General features: G+C 42.0%; 25 protein-coding genes and 1 other RNA gene. 16 read left to right on the forward strand and 10 right to left on the reverse strand.

Annotated features, from left to right (window positions below):
- Positions 1 to 8: 8 nt before the first annotated feature.
- Positions 9 to 1,070 carry an AI-2E family transporter gene (locus C8D76_RS00725; RefSeq protein ID WP_116630922.1) on the forward strand — a complete coding sequence of 354 codons (1,062 nt, stop codon included), beginning with the start codon at positions 9 to 11 and terminating at the stop codon, positions 1,068 to 1,070.
- A gap of 47 nt (positions 1,071 to 1,117) precedes the next feature.
- Here C8D76_RS00725 and dsbB read toward each other — a convergent pair whose 3' ends face one another.
- Positions 1,118 to 1,654: a disulfide bond formation protein DsbB gene (gene dsbB / locus C8D76_RS00730; RefSeq protein ID WP_116630923.1), complete on the reverse strand. Its 537-nt coding sequence runs from the start codon at positions 1,652 to 1,654 to the stop codon at positions 1,118 to 1,120.
- A gap of 17 nt (positions 1,655 to 1,671) precedes the next feature.
- The gene (gene nhaB, locus C8D76_RS00735) at positions 1,672 to 3,240 is read right to left on the reverse strand and encodes a sodium/proton antiporter NhaB (RefSeq protein ID WP_116630924.1); all 1,569 of its coding nucleotides are present in this window, start codon (positions 3,238 to 3,240) and stop codon (positions 1,672 to 1,674) included.
- Between the two features lie 113 nt (positions 3,241 to 3,353).
- On the opposite strand from nhaB, the gene fadR reads away from it, so the two are divergent.
- Complete coding sequence (gene fadR, locus C8D76_RS00740; protein WP_116630925.1) at positions 3,354 to 4,103, forward strand: fatty acid metabolism transcriptional regulator FadR; 750 nt, start codon at positions 3,354 to 3,356, stop codon at positions 4,101 to 4,103.
- A 64-nt stretch (positions 4,104 to 4,167) separates the two neighbouring features.
- Here the strand turns inward: fadR and folB are convergent, their stop codons facing one another.
- Positions 4,168 to 4,524, reverse strand: coding sequence for a dihydroneopterin aldolase (gene folB, locus C8D76_RS00745; protein WP_116630926.1), 357 nt, complete (start codon positions 4,522 to 4,524; stop codon positions 4,168 to 4,170).
- Positions 4,525 to 4,617: 93 nt separating this feature from the next.
- Here folB and plsY point away from each other — a divergent pair, with 93 nt between their 5' ends.
- From plsY to fis, 9 genes are all read left to right on the forward strand, one after another.
- Positions 4,618 to 5,211 carry a glycerol-3-phosphate 1-O-acyltransferase PlsY gene (gene plsY / locus C8D76_RS00750; protein WP_116630927.1) on the forward strand — a complete coding sequence of 198 codons (594 nt, stop codon included), beginning with the start codon at positions 4,618 to 4,620 and terminating at the stop codon, positions 5,209 to 5,211.
- 90 nt (positions 5,212 to 5,301) lie between these two features.
- Positions 5,302 to 5,760, forward strand: a complete 459-nt coding sequence (aroQ, locus tag C8D76_RS00755) for a type II 3-dehydroquinate dehydratase (RefSeq protein ID WP_116630928.1) — start codon at positions 5,302 to 5,304, stop codon at positions 5,758 to 5,760.
- Positions 5,761 to 5,923: 163 nt separating this feature from the next.
- Entirely contained in the window at positions 5,924 to 6,391 is a 468-nt protein-coding gene (accB, locus tag C8D76_RS00765) for an acetyl-CoA carboxylase biotin carboxyl carrier protein (RefSeq protein WP_116631096.1), read from the forward strand.
- Positions 6,392 to 6,459: 68 nt separating this feature from the next.
- Positions 6,460 to 7,806, forward strand: coding sequence for an acetyl-CoA carboxylase biotin carboxylase subunit (gene accC, locus C8D76_RS00770; RefSeq protein WP_116630930.1), 1,347 nt, complete (start codon positions 6,460 to 6,462; stop codon positions 7,804 to 7,806).
- 91 nt (positions 7,807 to 7,897) lie between these two features.
- Positions 7,898 to 8,191, forward strand: coding sequence for a YhdT family protein (locus C8D76_RS00775; RefSeq protein WP_116630931.1), 294 nt, complete (start codon positions 7,898 to 7,900; stop codon positions 8,189 to 8,191).
- Positions 8,188 to 9,663, forward strand: coding sequence for a sodium/pantothenate symporter (gene panF, locus C8D76_RS00780; RefSeq protein ID WP_116630932.1), 1,476 nt, complete (start codon positions 8,188 to 8,190; stop codon positions 9,661 to 9,663). The genes C8D76_RS00775 and panF overlap by 4 nt, the downstream gene beginning before the upstream one ends.
- Before the next feature lie 241 nt (positions 9,664 to 9,904).
- Positions 9,905 to 10,786: a 50S ribosomal protein L11 methyltransferase gene (gene prmA / locus C8D76_RS00785; protein WP_116630933.1), complete on the forward strand. Its 882-nt coding sequence runs from the start codon at positions 9,905 to 9,907 to the stop codon at positions 10,784 to 10,786.
- Positions 10,787 to 10,959: 173 nt separating this feature from the next.
- Entirely contained in the window at positions 10,960 to 11,943 is a 984-nt protein-coding gene (gene dusB / locus C8D76_RS00790; protein ID WP_116630934.1) for a tRNA dihydrouridine synthase DusB, read from the forward strand.
- Positions 11,936 to 12,238: a DNA-binding transcriptional regulator Fis gene (gene fis / locus C8D76_RS00795; RefSeq protein WP_116630935.1), complete on the forward strand. Its 303-nt coding sequence runs from the start codon at positions 11,936 to 11,938 to the stop codon at positions 12,236 to 12,238. Before dusB ends, fis begins: the two co-directional genes overlap by 8 nt.
- A 68-nt stretch (positions 12,239 to 12,306) precedes the next feature.
- Here the strand turns inward: fis and menC are convergent, their stop codons facing one another.
- The 4 genes from menC to C8D76_RS00815 all read right to left on the reverse strand — a co-directional run bounded on the left by menC (position 12,307) and on the right by C8D76_RS00815 (position 16,818).
- Positions 12,307 to 13,293, reverse strand: coding sequence for an o-succinylbenzoate synthase (gene menC, locus C8D76_RS00800; protein ID WP_116630936.1), 987 nt, complete (start codon positions 13,291 to 13,293; stop codon positions 12,307 to 12,309).
- 215 nt (positions 13,294 to 13,508) lie between these two features.
- The gene (gene menB, locus C8D76_RS00805; RefSeq protein WP_116630937.1) at positions 13,509 to 14,366 is read right to left on the reverse strand and encodes a 1,4-dihydroxy-2-naphthoyl-CoA synthase; all 858 of its coding nucleotides are present in this window, start codon (positions 14,364 to 14,366) and stop codon (positions 13,509 to 13,511) included.
- Positions 14,367 to 14,494: 128 nt separating this feature from the next.
- Positions 14,495 to 15,238 carry a 2-succinyl-6-hydroxy-2,4-cyclohexadiene-1-carboxylate synthase gene (gene menH, locus C8D76_RS00810; RefSeq protein WP_116630938.1) on the reverse strand — a complete coding sequence of 248 codons (744 nt, stop codon included), beginning with the start codon at positions 15,236 to 15,238 and terminating at the stop codon, positions 14,495 to 14,497.
- Positions 15,235 to 16,818 (reverse strand): phosphoethanolamine transferase, encoded by a 1,584-nt coding sequence (locus C8D76_RS00815; protein WP_423802737.1) that lies wholly within the window; start codon positions 16,816 to 16,818, stop codon positions 15,235 to 15,237. Before C8D76_RS00815 ends, menH begins: the two co-directional genes overlap by 4 nt.
- A 150-nt stretch (positions 16,819 to 16,968) precedes the next feature.
- Here C8D76_RS00815 and pyrH point away from each other — a divergent pair, with 150 nt between their 5' ends.
- The 3 genes from pyrH to ispC all read left to right on the forward strand — a co-directional run bounded on the left by pyrH (position 16,969) and on the right by ispC (position 19,652).
- Positions 16,969 to 17,682 (forward strand): UMP kinase, encoded by a 714-nt coding sequence (gene pyrH, locus C8D76_RS00820; protein WP_116630939.1) that lies wholly within the window; start codon positions 16,969 to 16,971, stop codon positions 17,680 to 17,682.
- A gap of 71 nt (positions 17,683 to 17,753) precedes the next feature.
- Positions 17,754 to 18,311: a ribosome recycling factor gene (gene frr / locus C8D76_RS00825; RefSeq protein WP_116630940.1), complete on the forward strand. Its 558-nt coding sequence runs from the start codon at positions 17,754 to 17,756 to the stop codon at positions 18,309 to 18,311.
- Positions 18,312 to 18,464: 153 nt separating this feature from the next.
- On the forward strand, positions 18,465 to 19,652 hold the full coding sequence (gene ispC, locus C8D76_RS00830; RefSeq protein ID WP_116630941.1) for a 1-deoxy-D-xylulose-5-phosphate reductoisomerase: 1,188 nt from the start codon (positions 18,465 to 18,467) through the stop codon (positions 19,650 to 19,652).
- A gap of 43 nt (positions 19,653 to 19,695) precedes the next feature.
- On the opposite strand, the gene C8D76_RS00835 is transcribed toward ispC, so the two are convergent.
- From C8D76_RS00835 to C8D76_RS00845, 3 genes are all read right to left on the reverse strand, one after another.
- Positions 19,696 to 20,268, reverse strand: coding sequence for a 5-formyltetrahydrofolate cyclo-ligase (locus C8D76_RS00835; protein WP_116630942.1), 573 nt, complete (start codon positions 20,266 to 20,268; stop codon positions 19,696 to 19,698).
- A gap of 105 nt (positions 20,269 to 20,373) precedes the next feature.
- Positions 20,374 to 20,558, reverse strand: a non-coding RNA gene (ssrS, locus tag C8D76_RS00840) — 6S RNA.
- A 65-nt stretch (positions 20,559 to 20,623) separates the two neighbouring features.
- On the reverse strand, positions 20,624 to 20,941 hold the full coding sequence (locus C8D76_RS00845) for a cell division protein ZapA (protein ID WP_116630943.1): 318 nt from the start codon (positions 20,939 to 20,941) through the stop codon (positions 20,624 to 20,626).
- A 135-nt stretch (positions 20,942 to 21,076) separates the two neighbouring features.
- Here C8D76_RS00845 and C8D76_RS00850 point away from each other — a divergent pair, with 135 nt between their 5' ends.
- Both C8D76_RS00850 and pepP read left to right on the forward strand, forming a co-directional pair.
- On the forward strand, positions 21,077 to 21,619 hold the full coding sequence (locus C8D76_RS00850; protein ID WP_116630944.1) for a YecA/YgfB family protein: 543 nt from the start codon (positions 21,077 to 21,079) through the stop codon (positions 21,617 to 21,619).
- A gap of 8 nt (positions 21,620 to 21,627) precedes the next feature.
- Positions 21,628 to 22,995, forward strand: a complete 1,368-nt coding sequence (pepP, locus tag C8D76_RS00855) for a Xaa-Pro aminopeptidase (protein ID WP_116630945.1) — start codon at positions 21,628 to 21,630, stop codon at positions 22,993 to 22,995.
- The last annotated feature ends 126 nt before the right edge of the window (positions 22,996 to 23,121 follow it).

Genomic DNA, 23,121 nt, shown 5'->3' on the forward strand with positions numbered 1-23,121 from the left:
AGGATTTTATGATAGACGAAAAATCGCTTTCTCGTTATTTTGTGGTGGCGGCAAGTCTCGTGATTATTTTAGCGGGGATTAAATTATCCGCAGAAATTGTAGTGCCATTTTTGTTGGCGCTATTTATCGCGATTATTTGTTCTCCTGTCATCAAGTTTATGACGAATCACCGCGTGCCACATTGGTTAGCTATTGCCTTATTATTTGTGATGATTTTGTTACTATTTTTCTCTTTAATTAGCTTGATTAATAGTACGGTGCACGAATTTACCCAATCAATGCCACAATATAAGCTGTTGATGGCAGAGCGGATCAATGATCTTAAGGCATTAGCGGAAAAGCTTAAAATCCCCTTAAATATTGACTCAACAAAACTCACTCAGCAGTTTGACCCAAGCTCAATTATGAAGCTTACCAGTGGGCTATTGGTGAATTTCTCTAATGTGGTATCCAATGCTTTCGTATTAATTTTAGTGGTGATTTTTATGCTGTTAGATGCACCAACGGCAAAACGAAAATTCACCATTGCATTTTCTAAAAATGATCGAGAAGAAAATTCTTTAGAGCAACATTTAGACAGAGCATTACAGGGCATTATTAGCTACCTTGGGGTGAAAACCACCGTGAGTTTATTAACGGGATTATCGGTGTGGGTGTTGCTGGAGTTGGCTGATGTACAATACGCTGTGCTTTGGGCAACCTTGAGTTTCTTGTTTAATTATATTCCTAATATTGGCTCTATTACTGCGGCTATCCCGATTGTTGTGCAAGCATTATTGCTCAACGGTTTTTCTGTTGGCTTTATTGTGGCATTTGGTGTGATGACCATTAATATGGTGGTTGGCAATGTGATTGAACCCAAAATGATGGGAAAAAAATTAGGGCTTTCTACCTTAGTTGTTTTCCTTTCCCTTCTATTTTGGGGCTGGCTGCTGGGCACAGTGGGAATGCTGCTTTCTGTTCCGCTTACAATGGCATTAAAAATAGCGCTAGAATCGAGTTTCAGAACCGCGCGTTATGCCGTGTTATTAGGCAATTTGTCCGAAGAAGAAAAAACGGAATCCAATTAAAAAAGTGCGGTTTGTTGACCGCACTTTTTTTCTGTTTTATTTATGCCTTAATGAAAAATATCTCGATTTTTGACCGCACTTTTTTTCACTTGGCTGATGAGTACGATGATTAGCACTAAGCTATAAATTGAGAAAGCAACGACTAACCATTGCACCATTGTTAAGCCCAGCCATTGCCAGCTAATTTCTGAGCATAAACCCGTTGGTTTGAACATAAACGGAAACCATTCATGCAATGGCAATGTTTGTGGAAATTCGGGAATGATTGGGCAGCTTTTCCACGGGGCTGGATTCATTTGTAGATCTACGTGGGTGTAGGCAATGACTAACCCTTTAATTGCACTGAATAAACCGAGCGCTAATGCTATCAAGCGGATAATCAGAGATTGGGGCGCGATGGAACCAATTAACCCCGCAAATGCAATACCAAGAACGGCAACGCGTTCATAGATACACATGACGCAAGGCTGCAATTCCATTCCATATTGAAAGTAAAGTGCGGTCAATTCTAATCCGATTGCGCTGAACAACAATATCAGCCAACCAGAACGTTGTGATGACCAGTCTTTAAAAAATCGTAACATTGGATTTCCCCTGTGAATTAATGCCCAATCATTGGGACAGTTGGAATATGTGGCGAACTAATTAAGCCTGCGTGGAACATCCATTGCGTTGCTTCTGGCAAGAAAAATTCTACGGTGAATAATCCCACAAGGGTTAACACAATTGTGTATGGCAGCGCCATTAATACCATTCTTCCGTATGATAAACGGATGAGAGGTGCCAATGATGAGGTCAATAAGAATAAGAACGCAGCTTGACCATTTGGGGTTGCCACTGACGGTAAGTTTGTTCCCGTGTTAATAGCGACAGCGATCATTTCAAATTGCTCTGGCGAAATTGTACCGTGGGTTAATGCAGCTTTGGCTTCATTAATATAGACGGTTGCCACGAAAACGTTGTCTGAAATCGCCGATAAAATACCGTTAAACATATAGAATAACAATAATTGGACGCTTTCAGCGGCGCCTAGCACGATGCTAATAATTGGGGCAAATAAATGTTGATCGACAATAACTGCCACCACAGAGAAAAAGACCACGAGAAGTGCGGTGAATGGCAATGATTCTTTGAAAGCATGACCGATAGCGTGTTCATCTGTGATGCCATTGTATGATGTGGTTAAGATAATCACGGTTAAACCGATCAAGCCTACCGCCGCTAAGTGGAATGCTAGACCAATGATGAGCCATAATCCCACGAAAACTTGGGCGACTAATTTAACGCGTTCTTGTGTGGTTAATTTTGATTCTTGGTAACGATCGAATTTAGCCAATTCCGCCCATACTTTGCGTGGCAATTTCTCACCGTAACCAAATAAATGAAATTTTTCTATGACGATAGTGGTTAAAAGCCCAAAGAATAATACAGGGATAGTAACGGGTGCCATACGCAAGAAAAATTCTTTAAAGCCCCAACCTGCTTGCTCAGCGATAATTAAGTTTTGTGGCTCGCCCACTAATGTCATTACCCCGCCTAGCGCAGTTCCTACCGCCGCGTGCATTAAAAGACTGCGCAAAAAAGCACGGAAACTTTCTAATGTTTCTTTGTTTTCGGTGATCTTCGAGTCATTGGCAATATTCGTTGAATCTTCAAATGAAACACCCGATGCGACTTTATGATAAACCCCATAAAAACCCATACCCACGCTGATAATTACTGCGATAACAGTTAAGGCATCTAAAAATGCAGATAAAAAAGCAGCACTTAAACAAAATGCAAGGGATAAGGTTATTTTGGAATGAATACGCAGAAGTAATTTTGTGAATGCATAAAGCAACAATTGTTTCATGAAGTAAATCCCCGCCACCATAAACATAAGTAGCAAGATAACTTCAAAGTTTGCATAGATTTCTGCTTTGACGTGTTCGGGGCTTGTCATACCGATAGTGACAGCTTCAAGCGCAAGCATACCACCAGGTTGTAGCGGATAGCATTTTAATGCCATAGCCAGTGTGAAAATAAATTCTGCCACAAGCAACCACCCTGCGACGAACGGGTCTAACCCAAAAACAACAGGATTTACGAGTAAGAAGACCGCAATGGTAACTTTGTACCAATTCGGGCTGTTGCCCATAAAGTTGTTCATGAAGGCTTGTACATATTGCATATAACTCCATCCTTAGGCAAATATTACTTTTAATATGCGCAACTTTAACGGATAATGGGTATAAATTGCAATTTTTTCCATAAGAATTTTATTGTTAATGAGCTAAGTGATTTATGACCAATACCGAGCCAGTTTTAAAAGTAGAGCCAATTTTAAAAGCACGTAGCCCAGCGGCACTTGCAGAAGAATATATTATAAAAAGCATCTGGAATAATTATTTTCCACCAGGTTCTGATCTTCCTGCTGAACGAGAACTCGCTGAAAAAATTGGGGTCACACGCACCACATTGCGCGAGGTATTGCAACGTTTGTCGCGCGATGGTTGGCTGACTATTCAGCATGGTAAACCCACAAAAGTCAATAATGTGTGGGAAACGTCGGGATTAAACATTTTGGAAGTGCTGGTTAATCTTGACAGCACATTATCACCGTTGCTGATTTCTAATGTGCTTTCTGCGCGCACGAACTTAGCGACTATCTATATTCCCCGCGCATTTAAACTTGCCAAGCAAGAATCGCTCAGCTCATTACAAGGCTGTGAGCAGTTGTCTGACGATGCCAAATCTTATGTGGATTTCGATTACAGCATTTTCCGCAATCTCGCCTTTGCTTCTCAAAACCCAATTTATGGACTGATGGTAAATGGCTTGAAGGGATTATATACGCGAGTGGGGATGGTATATTTTTCACAGCCTGAAGCGCGTGCGTTAGCTTTAGAATTTTATAAAAAATTGACTGCACTTGGCGAAGAACAACGTTACGATGAGATTATCGAATGTATTCGTGAATATGGCAAAGCGAGCGGAAAAATTTATGCGGCTTTGCAAGATCAGCTCATTGAAGCGATGAATCAGCAAAAATAATCTTATGGGATAATAAAGGGAACGAAATGTTCCCTTTGTTATTTTGAGAGCTTATCTAGGCGATTTATAAATGACCCCGTTCTATCATAATCCCCACATTGCGCGCTTGTGCGACAGCCTTAGGTTTGCTTAGCTTTAATCGCAACCACGGAATATTAAAACGTTTTTGTAACTGCTCAGCCACTTCATTGGCGACACGTTCGATTAGCAAAAATGGCTTTGATTGCACATAATTGATAATGAACTCGCTCACTTCCGCATAATTCAAACAAAACACGACATCATCTGTTTCTGCGGCTTTTCGGCTATCCCATGCCATTTCAATATCAAAAATCAGTTTTTGCTTAATCTGTTGTTCCCAATCATATACGCCAATTTGCGCAAATACAGTAAGTTCTTCAATAAAAATACGATCTGTCATCACGACTCCAACAAAATTAAATGTGAAAAAATTGAGATAATGCTAGCAAGTTTAGGTAAAATAAACAAAATTTTCCATTGTTAAGGACATCGCATGAGCCTTTTTGCACTTTTATGTATGTTTGTTGCCTATCTACTCGGTTCCATTTCGAGCGCGATTTTAATTTGTCGCATGACGGGATTGCCCGATCCGCGCGAAAATGGCTCAGGCAACCCTGGGGCAACTAATGTGCTACGCATCGGTGGGCGTTGGGCGGCATTTGCAGTCTTTTTATTTGATGTGTTAAAAGGGACGCTGCCTGTGTGGGTGTGTTACCGTTTAGGCTTAACCCAGTTTGAATTAGGCATGGTGGCATTAGGGGCTTGCCTTGGACATATTTTCCCGATTTTCTTTAAATTTAAAGGGGGAAAAGGGGTAGCAACCGCATTTGGCGCAATCGCACCGATTGCATGGGGCGTTGCAGGCTCAACCTTGGGAACATGGTTACTCGTTTTTGTCGTCAGTGGTTATTCTTCACTCAGCGCTGTGGTCGCAGCTTTATTAACACCGCTTTATGTATGGTATTTTCGCCCCGAATTTACTTTTCCCGTTGCCTTAGTCTGTTGCTTGTTAGTGTATCGTCATCACGGCAATATTCAGCGTTTATGGCGTGGTCAAGAAGATCGCATTTTGTGGCGTAAAAAATAATTTCATCGTACTGAAATGTTAAAATCTGGTTAAACCAGTCACGCCCCTTTTTTCGTTATACTACAAGCCTTTAATTAAAATAAGGACAAAATGATGTCATCTCCTCGAATTTTGCTGCTAAATGGTCCAAATTTAAATATGTTAGGTGCCAGAGAGCCTAAACATTATGGCTCTCTTTCTCTTTCTGCGATTGAAGCTAATCTCCAAGCATTGGCGGAAAAGTGCGGTGTAAATTTAGAGAGTTTTCAAGCAAATAGTGAAGAAAAACTCATTAATAAAATTCACGATAGTTTCCAACAAGTGGATTTTATTATTATTAATCCTGCCGCTTATACTCACACCAGCGTGGCATTACGAGATGCTTTATTAGCTGTTGCAATCCCTTTTATAGAAGTGCATCTTTCTAATATTCACAAGCGCGAGCCATTTCGTCATCATTCTTATTTTAGTGATGTGGCAGAGGGCGTTATTTGTGGATTAGGCGCAAAAGGGTATGAATACGCATTCGACTTTGCTGTTCAATATTTAGCAAAAAACAATAAATTTTGATAAATTTCCGCGAAAATAGCAGAAAGTTGTCGCAAAAAAGATGATTTTCGGGTAATCTTGCGGGCATAAAGCAGACTTATTTCCGCCGTGCTTTGGAAAATTTCAAAGGAAAGTTTCAAAGTGCGGTCAATTTTCTTTTCATTTAGGTAATACAAATATGGCAATGGATATTCGTAAAATTAAGAAATTAATCGAATTAGTTGAAGAATCAGGCATTATGGAGCTTGAAATTTCAGAAGGTGAAGAATCAGTTCGTATCAGCCGTGGCAGCGCTGCACCAAGTGCTGTGCAATATACGCTTCCAGCGGCTGCACCAGCAGTGTCTGCTCCAGTTGCTCAAACTGCTGCGCCCGCAGCAACACCTGCATCAGAACCCGTGGCAGCAGATAATTTATCTGGTCACGTTATTCGTTCGCCAATGGTGGGAACTTTCTATCGTAGCCCAAGTCCAGAAGCTCCGTCATTTGTTGAAGTAGGGCAATCAGTAAAAGTGGGCGATGCCCTTTGCATTGTTGAAGCAATGAAAATGATGAATCGTATCGAAGCTGATAAAGCAGGCGTTGTGAAAGCGATTTTAATCAACGATGGTGATGCCGTAGAGTTTGACGAACCATTAATCGTCATCGAATAATCAATTCTTGTAGGGTGGGCAAAAGTCCACCGTTTTTACGTTAACCAAATTAAAATTGGAATAATCTTATGTTAGAAAAAGTGGTTATTGCCAACCGTGGTGAAATCGCATTACGTATTTTACGTGCTTGTAAAGAATTAGGCATCAAAACTGTTGCTGTGCATTCAACCGCCGATCGCGATTTAAAACACGTGTTACTTGCAGATGAAACCGTTTGTATTGGCCCTGCGCCATCAGTAAAAAGTTATTTGAATATTCCTGCGATTATCGCTGCCGCTGAAGTTACGGGGGCTGATGCAATTCACCCTGGTTATGGTTTTTTATCTGAAAATGCAGATTTTGCAGAGCAAGTTGAACGTTCAGGTTTCACTTTTATTGGTCCAACAGCGGATGTTATTCGTTTAATGGGCGATAAAGTTTCAGCGATCAACGCAATGAAAAAAGCAGGTGTGCCTTGTGTTCCAGGTTCTGACGGTCCATTAGGATCGAATATGGAAAAAAATAAAGAAATCGCCAAACGCATTGGTTTCCCTGTAATTATCAAAGCATCAGGCGGTGGTGGCGGTCGCGGTATGCGCGTGGTTCGCAATGTTGAAAGCTTAGAAGAATCCATTGCAATGACGAAAGCTGAAGCGAAAGCAGCCTTTAATAATGATATGGTTTACATGGAAAAATACTTGGAAAATCCGCGCCATGTGGAAATTCAAGTGATTGCCGATACACTTGGTAATGCCGTTTATTTAGCCGAGCGTGATTGTTCAATGCAACGCCGCCATCAAAAAGTGGTGGAAGAAGCGCCAGCACCAGGTATTTCTGAAAAAATGCGTCATGATATTGGTACTCGTTGTGCCAATGCTTGTGTGGAAATTGGTTATCGTGGTGCGGGTACATTTGAATTCTTGTATGAGAATGGTGAATTCTATTTCATTGAAATGAATACCCGTATCCAAGTAGAACATCCTGTGACAGAAATGATCACTGGCGTTGATTTAGTGAAAGAGCAATTACGTGTCGCTGCAGGTCTTCCATTATCATTCAAGCAAGAAGATATCAAAGTGAAAGGGCATGCGATTGAATGTCGTATTAATGCTGAAGATCCAAAAACTTTCTTACCATCGCCAGGTAAAGTTGTGCATTTGCATTCGCCAGGTGGATTGGGTGTACGTTGGGATTCACATATTTATGCAGGCTATACTGTGCCACCGCATTACGATTCAATGATTGCGAAATTAATTACCTACGGTGATACCCGTGGAAGCGCAATTCGCCGTATGCAAAATGCCTTGTCAGAAACCATTATTGATGGCATTAAGACCAATATTCCATTGCATAATCTCATTTTGGAAGATGAAAACTTCCAAAAAGGTGGAACCAACATTCACTACCTAGAGAAAAAACTTGGAATTTCTGAATAAAATCTAGTAAGTGGATCGAAAGATCCACTTTTTTTATATAAAATTCGTAGCAAAATTTCTCCGCCATTTATTTATCTTAAAAGGGTATCTAATGACTTTGCAACAACGTTATCAACAAGCTGCACGCGAAGCCCGCTGGGCTTTAGGGCTCACCATTTTATATCTCATCGGTTGGTGTATTTGTGCTTATCTGCCCGATGGCAGTGCAGGTCCGCTGGGCTTTCCCCTTTGGTTTGAGCTTTCCTGTTTTTATTTGCCTGTGCTATTTATCGTGGTGGCATATTGGCTGATTAAAATTGTCTATCAAGAGTTTGATTTAAACGTTGATCCCCAAAATAATGCGAAATTTGACCGCACTTCTAAGGAACAGGAGCGTTCTGAATGAATTTAGGCATTATCCTTCCGCTCGTTATTTATTTAGTTTTTGTGTTTGGCGCGGCGATCTTTGCTTATGTAAAACGCTCAAAAGGGGATTTTTTAACGGAATATTATGTGGGCAACCGCTCTATGACAGGCTTTGTGCTAGCAATGACAACGGCATCGACTTATGCTAGTGCAAGTTCTTTCGTGGGCGGGCCTGGCGCAGCCTACAAATATGGTTTGGGCTGGGTGTTGCTTGCGATGATTCAAGTGCCCGCCGTGTGGTTAGCATTGGGCGCATTAGGCAAAAAATTCGCCTTGCTTTCTCGTGAAACCAATGCTTTAACGATTAGTGATTTATTGTTTTATCGTTATAAAAATAAATACTTAGTGTGGATTGCAAGCTTGGCGTTGCTCATCGCCTTTTTTGCTGCGATGATGGCGCAATTTATCGGCGGAGCAAGATTACTCGAAACTACGATAGGGATTTCTTACACTCAAGCCTTATTAATTTTTGCCGTCACCGTGGGGATTTATACTTTTATTGGTGGTTTTCGTGCGGTGGTGCTAACGGATACGATTCAAGGCACAGTAATGATTTTGGGCACGATCGTCCTGCTTGGTGCAGTTATTTACGCAGCGGGTGGGGCAGAAAGTGCGGTGGCAAAACTCACAGAAATTGATCCGCACTTAGTGAGCCCATACGGCCCGAATGATATGCTCGGCTTCCAATTTATGGCGTCATTTTGGGTGTTAGTTTGTTTTGGTGTGGTTGGTTTGCCGCATACCGCCATACGTTGTATGGCATTCAAAGACAGCAAAGCGCTGCATCGTGGAATGTTAATCGGTACCGTGATTTTAACGATTATTATGCTTGGTATGCATTTGGCAGGCGCATTAGGGCGCGCGGTGGTGCCGAATTTAACCGTGCCCGATCAAGTGATCCCCACTTTAATGTTAAATGTATTACCGCCCTTGGTGGCAGGCATTTTTTTAGCTGCACCAATGTCTGCAATTATGTCAACAATTGACGCACAGCTGATTCAATCTTCGGCGATCTTCGTCAAAGATTTATATTTATCAGCGAAGCCAGAAGCAGCAATAAATCAGAAAAAAATTAGTGGGTTATCATCAATGATAACCTTAATGATCACATTATTATTAATTTGGGCGGCGCTCAATCCGCCAGATATGATTATTTGGCTGAATTTGTTTGCTTTTGGTGGTTTGGAAGCCGCCTTTTTATGGGTGATTGTGTTGGGAATTTATTGGGATAAAGCCAACGCCTATGGCGCAATCAGCTCAATGGTGGTGGGGCTAGGCGTGTATATTTTCTTAACCCAAATGAAATCCGTTGATGTGGCGACATTAGCCGAACCCGTGCAATATTTGCTACAAGGGGTAAAATTCTTCAGCAAATTCCATGAAATTGTGCCATCGCTAGTATGGGGGCTTATCGCGTTTCTCGTGGGGAATCGTTTTGGCAAACAATGCTAGTCAAAGTGCGGTCAAATTTGCTCGAGTTTTTATAAATTATGATAAAATTTGCACCAATGCATTTTTATATCTTATGCTAGAAAGCCAATCAGCACGCAAGAATGCTTAAAGCATAAGGATTTTTATTCCCTATTTTTACCGTTTCGCCAGCATTTGCTGAATACTGTAAAATTAGGGTTTATTTTCGGCGATTTTCTTACTCAAGTGAGAAAATCACAAATTTAATTAAAAGGATAATAATATGGCTTGGATCCAAATCCGCCTTAATAGTACCAGCGAAAAAGCGGAACCCATCAGTAATTTTTTAGAAGAATTGGGATCGGTTTCCGTCACCTTTATGGATAGTCAAGATACGCCAATTTTTGAGCCACTTCCTGGGGAAACCCGTTTATGGGGCAATACCGATGTGATCGCCTTATTTGATGCAGAAACCAATATGCAGCCAATTTTGACCGCACTTCAAGGCAGCGGTTTGCTTGATGAGGGCTTTGCTTACAAAATTGAGCAAATTGAAGACAAAGATTGGGAACGCGAATGGATGGATAATTTCCATCCAATGCAATTCGGCAAACATCTATGGATTTGCCCAACTTGGCGTGAAATTCCTGATCCAAATGCGGTGAATGTGATGCTCGACCCCGGTTTAGCCTTTGGTACGGGAACACACCCTACCACGGCGTTATGTTTGGAATGGCTTGATAGTTTGGATTTGGCAGGAAAAACCGTGATCGATTTTGGTTGTGGCTCGGGCATTCTTGCCATTGCCGCATTAAAATTAGGGGCGAAAAATGCAATCGGCATAGATATTGATCCACAAGCCATTTTAGCGAGCCGCAATAATGCAGAAGCAAACGGCGTGGCGGATCGTTTACAACTGTTTCTTTCTGATGAAAAGCCCACAGATTTGAAAGCAGATGTTGTGGTGGCGAACATTCTTGCAGGCCCATTAAAAGAGCTTTATCCGATCATAAGCCAACAGGTAAAACCGCAAGGGGATTTAGGGTTATCTGGTATTTTAGAAACGCAAGCGCAGTCGGTGTGTGATGCCTATGCGCAAACCTTTGAGCTCGAACCCGTTGCTGTGCGTGAAGAATGGTGCCGAATTACGGGAAAATTGGCATAATTTAAAAATGTCAACGGGCAAAGGGTAAATTTTTGTCAGATTTGTTTAAATTTTACCCTTTTCAAAATGCATAAAAATGCGTATGATACACGCCCTTATCGGTGACGATATAGCCGAACATTTTGCGATGTTCGGTTTGTTTTTTTGAGTAACCTTAAAAGTGGAGTGATTTAGTGCGAATTGGTCAATATCAATTAAAAAATCGCATTTTATTGGCTCCAATGGCAGGTATCACGGATCAGCCGTTTCGTAAATTATGCGCCCACTATGGGGCAGGGCTTACGTTTTCGGAAATGATGTCCACCAACCCACAGGTTTGGCATACCGAAAAATCAAAATTACGCTTGGCTTATCACCAAGATATTGGCATCAACGCCGTGCAAATTGCAGGTTCAGAACCACAGGAAATGGCGCAAGCCGCACAAGTGAACGTGGATTATGGGGCAGAGATTATTGACATCAATATGGGCTGCCCAGCGAAAAAGGTGAATAAAAAGCTCGCAGGTTCTGCGTTGTTGCAATTCCCTGAATTAGTGCGTGAGATTCTTGATGCGGTGGTGAATGCGGTGAACGTGCCTGTTACCTTAAAAATTCGTACAGGTTGGGATCGCAAAAATCGCAATTGCCTTGAAATTGCAAAGATTGCAGAGCAATGCGGCATTCGTGCGCTCACTATTCACGGAAGAACAAGAGAATGCTTGTACAACGGTGAAGCGGAATATGACAACATCAAAGCCGTAAAAGCAGCGGTGTCTATTCCTGTGATTGCAAATGGCGATATTATTTCGGCTGAAAAAGCCAAATTCGTGCTTGATTACACGGGCGCGGATGCGATTATGATCGGACGTGCAGCATTAGGTCAGCCATGGATTTTTCAATCCGTAGCGGGCTTAATAGAACATGATTCGACCATTTTAGAGCCAAGTTTAGATGAGAAATGTGAGGTGGCGTTGCACCATATTGCTGAATTACATCAGTTTTATGGAGCTGAAAAAGGCTATCGTATCGCAAGGAAACATGTAGCTTGGTATTTACAAGGAATTCAACCTAATTCCAATTTTAGACAAACTTTCAACCGCATCACAGATGCCAAATCGCAACTTGTTGCGTTGGAAGAATTTTTTAATTTAATTCGCAATGGAAAAAACAATGTTTGAACAACCACGTACTCCTGCAGCTGATGCATTGACAGTATCAGTATTAAATTCACAATCTCAGGTCACGAACAAACCACTTCGTGATTCAGTGAAACAAGCGTTACGTAATTATCTTTCACAATTAGACGGTCAAGATGTTAGCGAACTTTACGAATTGGTCTTGGCAGAAGTTGAACACCCAATGTTAGATATGGTGATGCAATATACACGCGGTAATCAAACTCGTGCGGCATTAATGCTTGGTATTAACCGTGGCACATTACGCAAAAAATTGAAAAAATATGGTATGGGCTAATGGGTTAGTGAACCACAGATAACAAAAGTGCGGTCAGAAAATATGAAATTTTTGACCGCACTTTTTTATTAGAGAATTTGTTCAATCAGCTCAGATTCTAAGCCAATCAATGGCAATTCAGAATCTTGCCATTGGCGAACCACTTGGCATTCCATCAAATCTAATGTATCCAACCCGGGCGTGACTGACGGCGTATATTGTTGCGCAATGCGTGCAAGCTGGGTTAAGCCAAAACTGCTTTCAATGCTTGAGCTAATCACCGCTTTGATACCTTGAGCGTGTGCTTGTTCAATGAGATTGATGCATTTTTGTAACGAGCCCACAAGGGTTGGTTTTATCACAATCGCCGCTAAATGGGGTTCGGCTTTCACTTCAAAATCGGGTTCTCGTACGGATTCATCCCAAGCGATATTGATCCCCGTATCTTGCGCAAATTGGCGGCTTTCTTCACGGGTTTTGCAAGGCTCTTCCAAAAATTGAATACGTGCGCGGTGTTCAGGCTTAACATATTTGGCAAACATCGCCGCTTTTGCCGACGTCCAACTGCGGTTCGCGTCTAAGCGTAAATGCAAATCGGGAATGGCTTCAAGCAGCATATCGGCAATCAAGCCATCACGATTGGCTTCATACATCCCTACTTTAATTTTGGCAACTTTCTCGCCTTGCATTTGATCCAAGGGTTCATAAAGCTCGTCAGGATCGCCATAACAAAGGGGCGCGGTTTGATAATTGCCTTGTTCGCCTAGCTCGCCTTGCATTTCGGCTAAAGCACAACTTAGCCCAAACGCCACGGAAGGATAAAGCGATTCAAGGGATAATTTTTCGTTTTTTGACCGCGCTTCATCCCATTGTTTCAACCATTGAATAGATTGCGCTTGCGCCTGTTCTAAAGTTTCTTGACTAAACTCTGGCAAAGGTGCGATTTCACCCCAGCCTTCTTTGTCTTTGCATTTAACTTGCACTAACAAGCCTTCTCGGCACTTTAAGAAACGGTTGCGCAAAATGAGTTGGCTATCGACGGGAATGGAATAACGGTAAAGATGATATTCACGCATAATTAAGCGATTTCCTTTGGATAAAATATTGGCTTATATGATGAATGTGATTGATAAAATTGGGATTTGGGCGAGAAGAATATCAGGAATTAAAGCATCATCAGCTATCTCTAAAACGCTCAAAACGCATTATTGCCCAATGACTTTCGATCAGCAATTCTCAACCACATTTTAATGAAAAAGTGCGGTCAAAATAACCGCACTTTCGACCGCCATTAAGGATTGCGGCGGAATTTACTGAAATCAGGTTCACGTTTTTGGTTGAACGCGTTACGACCTTCTTGACCTTCTTCGGTCATATAGAACAACATCGTGGCGTTGCCCGCTAATTCTTGAAGACCTGCTTGACCATCACAGTCTGCATTTAATGCCGCTTTTAAGCAACGTAATGCGATTGGGCTGTTTTGTAACATTTCACGGCACCAGCGCACGGTTTCTTTTTCAAGATCTGCATAAGGCACAACGGTGTTGACTAAGCCCATATCCAAGGCTTCTTGCGCACCGTACATACGACATAAGAACCAAATTTCGCGCGCTTTTTTCTGACCCACGATACGCGCCATATAGCTTGCGCCCCAACCGCCGTCAAATGAACCCACTTTAGGGCCAGTTTGACCGAATTTCGCGTTGTCGGCTGCGATAGTTAAGTCGCACATCATATGTAATACATGGCCGCCACCTACTGCATAGCCTGCCACCATCGCCACTACTGGTTTCGGGCAAGTACGAATATCGCGTTGGAATTCCAACACATTTAAGTGGTGCACACCGCTTTCATCTTTATAGCCGCCGTAGTCGCCACGAATTTTTTGGTCGCCGCCAGCACAGAAGGCATATTCACCTTCCCCAGTGAGCACGATAACGCCGATTTTTTCATCAAAACGTGCGTCTGCAAATGCTTGGATCATTTCTTTTACCGTTTGTGGACGGAATGCGTTACGCACTTCTGGGCGATTAATGGTGATTTTCGCGATACCATCTGTTGATTTGTGGTAACGAATATCAGTGTAGCCTTCGCTGTGATCGACCCATTCAACAGGCGCATATAAAAATTCTTCGCTTGGATATAACATTGTGTTTCCTTGAGTTGCTAAAAAGTGCGGTCATTATAACGGAAGTTTTTGCGGAGCTAAAGAAAAACGGCATATTCCGTAAAATATCCCGTTTAATAAAAGTTGAGCGAAATCTTGTGCTGCGATATTTATAGCAGAGATGATGATCCCACGATTTCAGTTAATAATTGTGCGAACGCTTGCGGATTTTCTAAATGGGCATTATGGCCTGCGTGGGGGACGAGATGCATATTGAGATTTTCTCGTTCTGCCACTTGGCGGAATTTGAGATCTTTTTCCCCGACCAAATAATAAATTGGCAAGGAAGTTGACCGCACTTTATCGCCGAAATAAGGCTGTTTCGCCAGTGAGGTTGCCGTTAACATTTTGCCAATATTAGCGCCGCAGTTAGGCGTGCGCTTTTCAATTAATACCTGACGTTGTTGAGGCGTTAGATGGGCGAAAACAGGTTGTTGATACCAATGTTCGAGCACCTGTGGCGCAGGTTCTGTGCAAAATCGGGTTGCCCATTGCAAATCATGCTGCCAGCGTGCTGCTTTCTTGGTTTCATGAATTAAGCCGAGATTAGCGCCTTCAAGCACTAATCCTTGCAGATTTTTTTTATGGCATTGTGCTTGCAGTGCATAATACAGCGCGATGCGCCCGCCCAGAGAATAGCCAATCAGAAAAAAAGGTTCATTTTTGACCGCACTTTGTATTTGTTTGTCGAGCAATTGACAGCAATCTTCAAAATTTTGCGCCTTGCTATTTTGGGCTTTGCCATGAAAAGGTAAATTAAGCGCGATGCAGTCAAACTGCGAACAACGTTCGATGACATTTTGCCAATCATCGGCGGTGCCAAGCAAACCATGCAAAAAAACAAGTTTCATTATTCTGCCTTTGGCATTGGTTTTTTTACGGGAATGACGACCGCAGGATCATCGGGCGCGCTGATTTTATCAATTTCAGCTTTTAAGCCATAATCATCTTTGTCGGGCTGATCGCTAAATAAATCGGCTTCAGGGTTGAGCTGCGGGTTTTGTATCCCCATCCATTTGGCAATGCCATCGGTGAAATTTAACCCCGATTTGAATACGCGATAGACATGGCGTTCCGTATCATCGCTCGAAATTTTAAACAATGGAATGTCATAATGGCGTTTGCTTTTGCCCGCGCTATTATGAATATCTACGCTGGTTTCCGTTTCGTGCTGTGCTAAGCCGTGGTCAGCAAAATAGATCATAGAAAAAGTGCGGTGCGATTTTTCGTTGTTTTTCAACAACTCATCATATACACGTTTGAGTACTTCATCGGTTTTCTTCATTGAAGACATATAGCAGTTCACGTTGTAATATTTCGGATCAATCTGATAATCGTTATAGATTTTTTCATAATCATCCAAACGATCACAGGTGATAGGGTGCGAACCATATAAATGCAAGACGATAAAACGTTTTCCTGTGGCAGGTTGTTCACTAACTTGGTTGAATTTAGGCAGCAAGGCAAAATCACTGGTATTCGAGTTCAAACTATCGCCCGATTTGAGAAAGATTTTTTCATCGCTTTTGTTGGCGATAGCTGAAATTGGCGTATCGAATTGCCCCAAATAGCCTTGATTTGAAATCCAGATGGTTTTCACGCCAGCAGATTTGATTAAATCAATGAAATTTAACGAGTAATTGCCTTCCCAAGTTTGGGTGTTGGGCTTGGTGAGCATTAGTTTTAGGGAAGCAATCGTGTTTGTGCCGCCAGAGGTGAAACCATCAATCAAAACCCCATTCGCGGAACTCATAAATGGCGTGTTTTCTACGGGGTAGCCATAAGCATTGTGATAATCTTTGCGCGCGCTTTCGCCAATGATTAACACATAATCATCATATTTTGAATCAACGAGCGTTGATTTTCCCCATTTGCTTTCAATCGCTAAACCATTTAAGCGGGCAAGCTCATCTTTTACTTTTACGCTTGCCGTATAGGTTTCCGTTAAGAATTTTAGCGGCCCCGCGCTCCAAAGCAAAAAGAGCGTGGTTGCCGCCAAAAATGTTCTGTTTTTATAAAAATGAATATTGAATTTTCGGGTTAATGAACGAAATTGCCAAATACAAAATAAAATGCCAATAGGGTAGAGAAAATTTGTGAGCGGCAATTGCGAGAAGAACTCTTTGCTTTCGAGTAAATCCGTGGCAAAAATGGACGCAATGTATTGATATGACGGCGCGCCAAAGGTGAGCCCCACAGGCGCATACAGTGCGTGTAGCAGCACAAAAGGAAAGGCTACAAACCAAAATAATTTTCGAGATGAGTTAAACATCACTAATAAAATTGCCATAAAAAGTGTCGCTTTCAGGCTAGGCGTGATGTCAAAACCAGAGCCGATAATCATTAAACGGCTGGCAAAAATAACTAAAATGAGCGCAAGAATAGCGGCAAGAACTTGTTTGATTCTCGGATTGGAACTCAATTTATCGACCAATTTAGCAAACACAAAATGTCCTTTATTATTTGTTTTAATCAAAGTGCGGTCGATTTTACCGAATTTTTGTCGCCGATTCTATTGGTAGTTAAAGGAACTTACTTTATAATAGTCCGAATTTTTGTGTTCGAGTCTAGCAGGAGCAAGAGAATGAGCAATCCAATTTATAAACGTATTCTTTTAAAATTAAGCGGTGAAGCATTACAAGGAACGGAAGGTTTTGGTATCGACCCTTCAATTTTGGACAGAATGGCGTTGGAGATCAAAGATTTATTAACAATGGGCGTTGAAGTTGGCGTTGTGTTAGGCGGTGGCAACTTATTCCGCGGTGCAAAATTGGCGAAAGCGGGTATGAATCGTGTAGTGGGCGATCATATGGGAATGTTAGCAACCGTGATGAACGGCTTGGCAATGCGTGATGCGTTACACCGTGCAGATGTTAATGCGAAATTAATGTCAGCATTCCAATTAAATGGGATTTGCGATACTTACAACTGGTCTGAAGCGATTAAAATGTTACGCGAAAAACGCGTAGTGATTTTCTCTGGCGGCACAGGCAGCCCATTTTTTACTACTGATTCTGCCGCCTGTTTACGCGGTATTGAGATCGAAGCTGACGTTGTGTTAAAAGCAACAAAAGTAGATGGTGTTTACGATTGCGATCCTGCGAAAAACCCAGAGGCGAAGTTATACAACACCTTAAGCTATGCCGATGTGATTGACCAAGAATTACAAGTGATGGATTTAGCCGCATTTACCCTTGCACGCGATCACGGTATGCCAATTCGCGTGTTTAATATGGGCAAACCAGGTGCATTGCGCCAAGTTGTAACAGGTTTAACCGAAGGCACAACCATTTCTTAATCATTTAGATTGCTGGCAGATGTCGTCAGCGCACAACCTATTTTTACAAAATTTAATAACAAGGAAAAACAATGATCAACGAAATCAAAAAAGAGACGCAAGACCGTATGGAAAAAAGCCTTGAAGCATTGCGCGGGCATATTTCAAAAATTCGTACAGGTCGTGCACAACCATCTTTATTAGATGCGATTCAAGTGGATTATTACGGCGCAGCAACCCCATTGCGCCAATTAGCCAACGTGGTCGCAGAAGATGCGCGCACATTGGCGGTAACCGTATTTGATCGTTCATTAATTCAAGCGGTGGAAAAAGCGATCCTAACTTCGGATTTAGGGTTAAATCCATCATCTGCTGGCACAACAATTCGTGTACCATTGCCACCGTTAACAGAAGAACGCCGCCGTGATTTAATTAAATTAGTCAAAGCCGAAGGCGAACAAGGCAAAGTTGCGGTGCGTAATGTACGCCGTGATGCTAATGATAAAATTAAAGCCTTATTAAAAGACAAAGAAATTAGCGAAAACGATCAACGTAAAGCAGAAGACGATATCCAAAAAATCACAGATAGCTACATTAAAAAAGTAGATGAAGTATTAGCGGATAAAGAAAAAGAGTTGATGGATTTTTAAGCGAGAGTTACGCTATCTTTAATGATATTGAGAAAACACGATCTGCAGTCAATGTTCTGGTGTGTTTTCTGCATTGAGCTTGGCGTTAATATCAAACTGAAAGCATAATTTTAATCTGGGGCGAAAAACGCCCCGTTTTTATATGGATTTAAAATGAAAAAACAAAATCTTGTTATCTTAGGTTCAACGGGATCCATTGGCACGAGTACGCTCTCGGTGGTTGAACATAATCCAGAAAAATACCACGCATTTGCTTTGGTTGGTGGGCGCAATGTTGATTTAATGGTTGAGCAATGTGTTAAGTTTCAACCTGAGTTTGCGGCGTTAGATGATGCAAGTGCGGCGAAAAATTTACAAGAAAAATTGACCGCACTTGGCAGCAAAACACAGGTGCTGACTGGGCAAAAAGCCATTTGTGAATTAGCGGCTCATCCTGATGCGGATCAAGTGATGGCTGCGATTGTAGGGGCGGCAGGGCTTTTGCCAACACTTGCCGCTGTTAAAGCCAGCAAACGCGTTCTTCTTGCGAACAAAGAAAGTTTAGTCACTTGTGGGCAAATTTTTATTGATGCGGTGAAAAAGTATGGCGCACAACTTTTGCCGGTGGATAGCGAACATAATGCGATTTTCCAATCTTTACCGCCCGAAGCGCAGCAAAAAGTGGGATTTTGCCCATTGAACGAATTAGGCGTGAGCAAAATTGTGCTAACAGGTTCTGGCGGACCATTTCGTTATACGGATTTAGCGGAGTTTGATCGTATTACTCCCGAGCAAGCTGTTGCGCATCCTAATTGGTCGATGGGCAAGAAAATTTCTGTGGACAGTGCCACCATGATGAATAAAGGGTTGGAATATATCGAAGCCCGTTGGCTATTTAACGCCAGCGCAGAAGAAATTGAAGTGATTATTCATCCGCAATCTATTATTCATTCTATGGTGCGCTATGTGGATGGCTCGGTTATCGCACAAATGGGCAACCCAGATATGCGCACGCCAATTGCAGAAACAATGGCGTATCCGCACCGCACTTTTGCCGGTGTTGCCCCGCTGGATTTCTATAAATTAAACGGATTAACTTTTTTAGAACCTGATTATCAGCGTTATCCAAACTTGAAGCTTGCCATTGATGCGTTTTCAGCAGGGCAATATGCCACAACGGCGATGAATGCGGCAAACGAAATCGCCGTAGAAGCCTTCTTAAATCGACAAATTAAATTTACGGATATTGCGAAGGTGAATAGCGCCGTTGTAGAAAAAATCACGCCACAAACCATTGGTTGCGTTGAAGATGTGCTAACCGTGGATCAACAAGCGCGCGAGCTGGCAAAAACATTCATCTAACAGTGAACTATGGGGCGGGCATTCTGTTCGCCCTATGAATTTATCAGCCCACCAAAATATCAAATAGCGGCATATCCCAACTTTCAGTCGGCAGGCTATCTACTTGCTGACATTGATGAGCCAGTCCTACGGGAATAAAATGTTTACTTTGCCAATCTTGCAAGGTGCGGTCATAGAAACCGCCGCCCATACCCAGCCGATTTCCCTGCTTATCAAAAGCGACTAAGGGCGTGAAAATAATATCCAACTGCTCGAGCGGTAGAATATTTTTCACATTAAGCTGCGGTTCGGAAATCGCAAATTTATTGGGAATTAAAACCGTTTCTTTTGTGTACTGCAAAAAGAGCAAATGGCCTTTGCAGAATGGGTGGAGAATGGGTAAATAGACCTTTTTTCCCATCGCCCAAAGTTTTTCGATCAACAATTTAGTGGAAATTTCGCCATCAAAGGAAAGATAAAGGGCAATGTGCTGCGCATTTCGTTTGCGAATTAAATCTAAGGCTTTCTGTGTAACAATCTGTTCCGCTTGGGCTTGTTCAAGTGCGGTCAGATTTTGTCGAATTTTGCGAATTTCAGTGCGCAACTGTGTGCGTAGTGCGGAGATTGATTTTTCCATAACAAAAAGCAAGGATTAATAGCAGAAAGATTGCTCTATCATACTCTAAAATTAACGGAATGTGATGAAATGTATTTGAAATGGAAACGTTTGAATATTGAAAGAAAGGAACCCGAGATGCCGTTGTAGGTGGTCGGTCCTTGAACCCGACGGTTCAAGGGAGTCAGTTTTAATCGTTTTTAGGCTTCTTAGTAAAACCAAGCTTGCACACCAACAATATAGAGAACTAACTCTAAATATGTAAATATCGGCTCAGGGACGTAACCCACTGGCGAACATCTCAGGAAATCTTTTAACATCATACTAACTGAAATTAGCCAGTTTGAACAGCGTTAAAGTGTGATTTTCTTCACAATTATTGAATTTCGTAAGCCGTTTGCTGATTTGTTGAGCGAGAGAATATAGTTTCCAATGAACTGCTTAATTGCTGAATCTGATTTTGCAAAACTTGCTCAGTTTCATGATTTTTGGCTTTCTCTTGCAACAATTCAAAACTTAAGTTTAATGCCACAATATTTAAAGCACGTTCAACTTGAACTGTCTGCATCCGATCTTTCATTTCAACGACGCGTTGATCCAATATACGAGCCGCCTCGCGTAAAGTTTCATGTTGTTCCACGGGCACGTTTAAACGCACAACCTGACCTAAAAAATTCAGTTCAATCATAGCCATAAATCTTACCATTCGGAAATTTTTTGGCTATTATGCCACAGAGAAATATTTTCGTCATAGATATTCTGATAGAATGCGCAAATTAGTGCCCGTTTATGATTCGGCAGTAAATTTTGAATGCGAAAGGAACAATGAATGACAGAATATTCTACATTTGAACAACAGCTAAAATCAGCGCAAATTGCACTTTCTCCCGCTGAGTTGCATGGCTTTCTAAGCGGTTTGATTTGTGGTGGCGTGCGCGATCAAAGCTGGCAAACCTTATTATATCAACTCACCAATGACAATCATGCCTATCCCACCGTGTTACTCAAGGATGTAACTGAAATTTATCAAAAAATTGACCGCACTTTGGCGGATATTGATGGCTTTAATTTTGAATTATTTTTACCCGAGGATGATAATGTTTTCACTCAAGCTGATGCGCTTTGCGAATGGACGAATCACTTCTTGCTGGGGCTTGGGTTAAATCAACCTAAACTCGACAAAGAAAAAGGAGAAATTGGCGAGGCCATTGATGATTTGCACGATATTTGCCAGCTTGGTTATGATGAAGATGATGATCAAGAAGAATTGGCGGACGCTTTAGAAGAAATTATCGAATATGTGCGTACTATCGCTGCGTTGTTCTACACACATTTCCGCCCGCAAAATACGGATAAACCGATTATTCATTAGGAGTTGTGATGGATTTGGCTTATATGGCGGCGCTGCCCGCACAGGAATTTATCGAACGCCGAGAAAAATTATTTTCCCACTTGGGCGAAGATTGTGTTGCGGTGATTTTCTCGAATCACGAGCAACCACGTTCTAATGACACGAGCTATCCTTTTCGCCAAGACAGTTATTTTTGGTATCTAACAGGCTTTAATGAACCTGAGTCCGTTTTAGTGCTGATGCGCAAAAATGGAAAAAATCAGACCGCACTTTTCTTGCGCCCTCGCGATCCCGAAATGGAAACGTGGAATGGGCGACGCTTAGGCGTGGAGCGCGCACCTGAAGTTTTGCACATTGATAATGCTTTTTCTATTGAACATTTAAACCTTGAGTTGCCCAAACTCCTATTCGGCGTGAAAGAATTATATTATAGCTGCGGTTTGGCGGGGCATGATAAAGACGATGCTTTGATGACAGAATTGCTGGCAACGCTTCATCAACAAGCGGAAAAAGGCAATATTATTCCACAAAAATTTTCCGATTTACGACCGCACTTAGACGAAATGCGCCTGATTAAATCGAATAATGAAATTCGCCTTATGCAACAAGCAGGGCAAATTAGTGCCTTAGGGCATATTCGTGCGATGCGCGAAACACGCCCAAATCGATTTGAATATGAAATCGAAAGTGAAATCTTGCATGAATTTACTCGTTTCGGCGCCCGTTTCCCTTCTTATAACAGCATTGTTGCAGGCGGCGAAAACGCTTGTATCTTGCATTACACCGAAAATGATCAGCCGCTCAAAGATGGCGATTTAGTGCTCATTGATGCGGGCTGCGAATTTGCCATGTACGCTGGCGATATAACACGCACCTTCCCCGTGAACGGAAAATTTAGCCAGCCACAACGTGAAATTTATGAAATTGTTCTGGCAGCACAAAAACGCGCCTTGGAATTACTCGTGGTGGGAAATAGCATTCAGCAAGCCAATGATGAAGTGGTGCGTATTAAAGTGGAAGGGCTAGTTCGTCTAGGCATTTTGCAAGGGAATGTGGATGAACTGATTGCGAAACAGGCTCATCGCGAGTTTTATATGCATGGCTTAGGGCATTGGCTTGGGCTAGATGTGCATGATGTGGGCAGTTATAGCAATGCCACTTCAAATGGTGATCGAAATTCTAAAAAACGTGACCGCACTTTGGAAGTAGGTATGGTGCTAACCGTGGAGCCGGGGCTTTATATTCCCACAACATCCAATGTGCCTGAGCAATATAAAGGAATTGGCGTGCGCATTGAAGATAATGTTGTGATCACGGAATACGGCAACAAAAACTTAACCTGCGCTGTGCCAAAAGAAATTGACGATATTGAACGGCTAATGGCGGAAAATCAGTGATTTTAGTGGCGTTGAAGTGATCAAGCATTTTGGCAAACTTGGATTTAGCTAATTTCTCATCGGCAAATTTAACAGCGCATACAAATTTGGCTATTTAAGCGAGCCTAATTGAAGATGAGATATTAA

The organism is Alitibacter langaaensis DSM 22999, assembly GCF_003096995.1.
Lineage (GTDB): Bacteria > Pseudomonadota > Gammaproteobacteria > Enterobacterales > Pasteurellaceae > Exercitatus > Exercitatus langaaensis.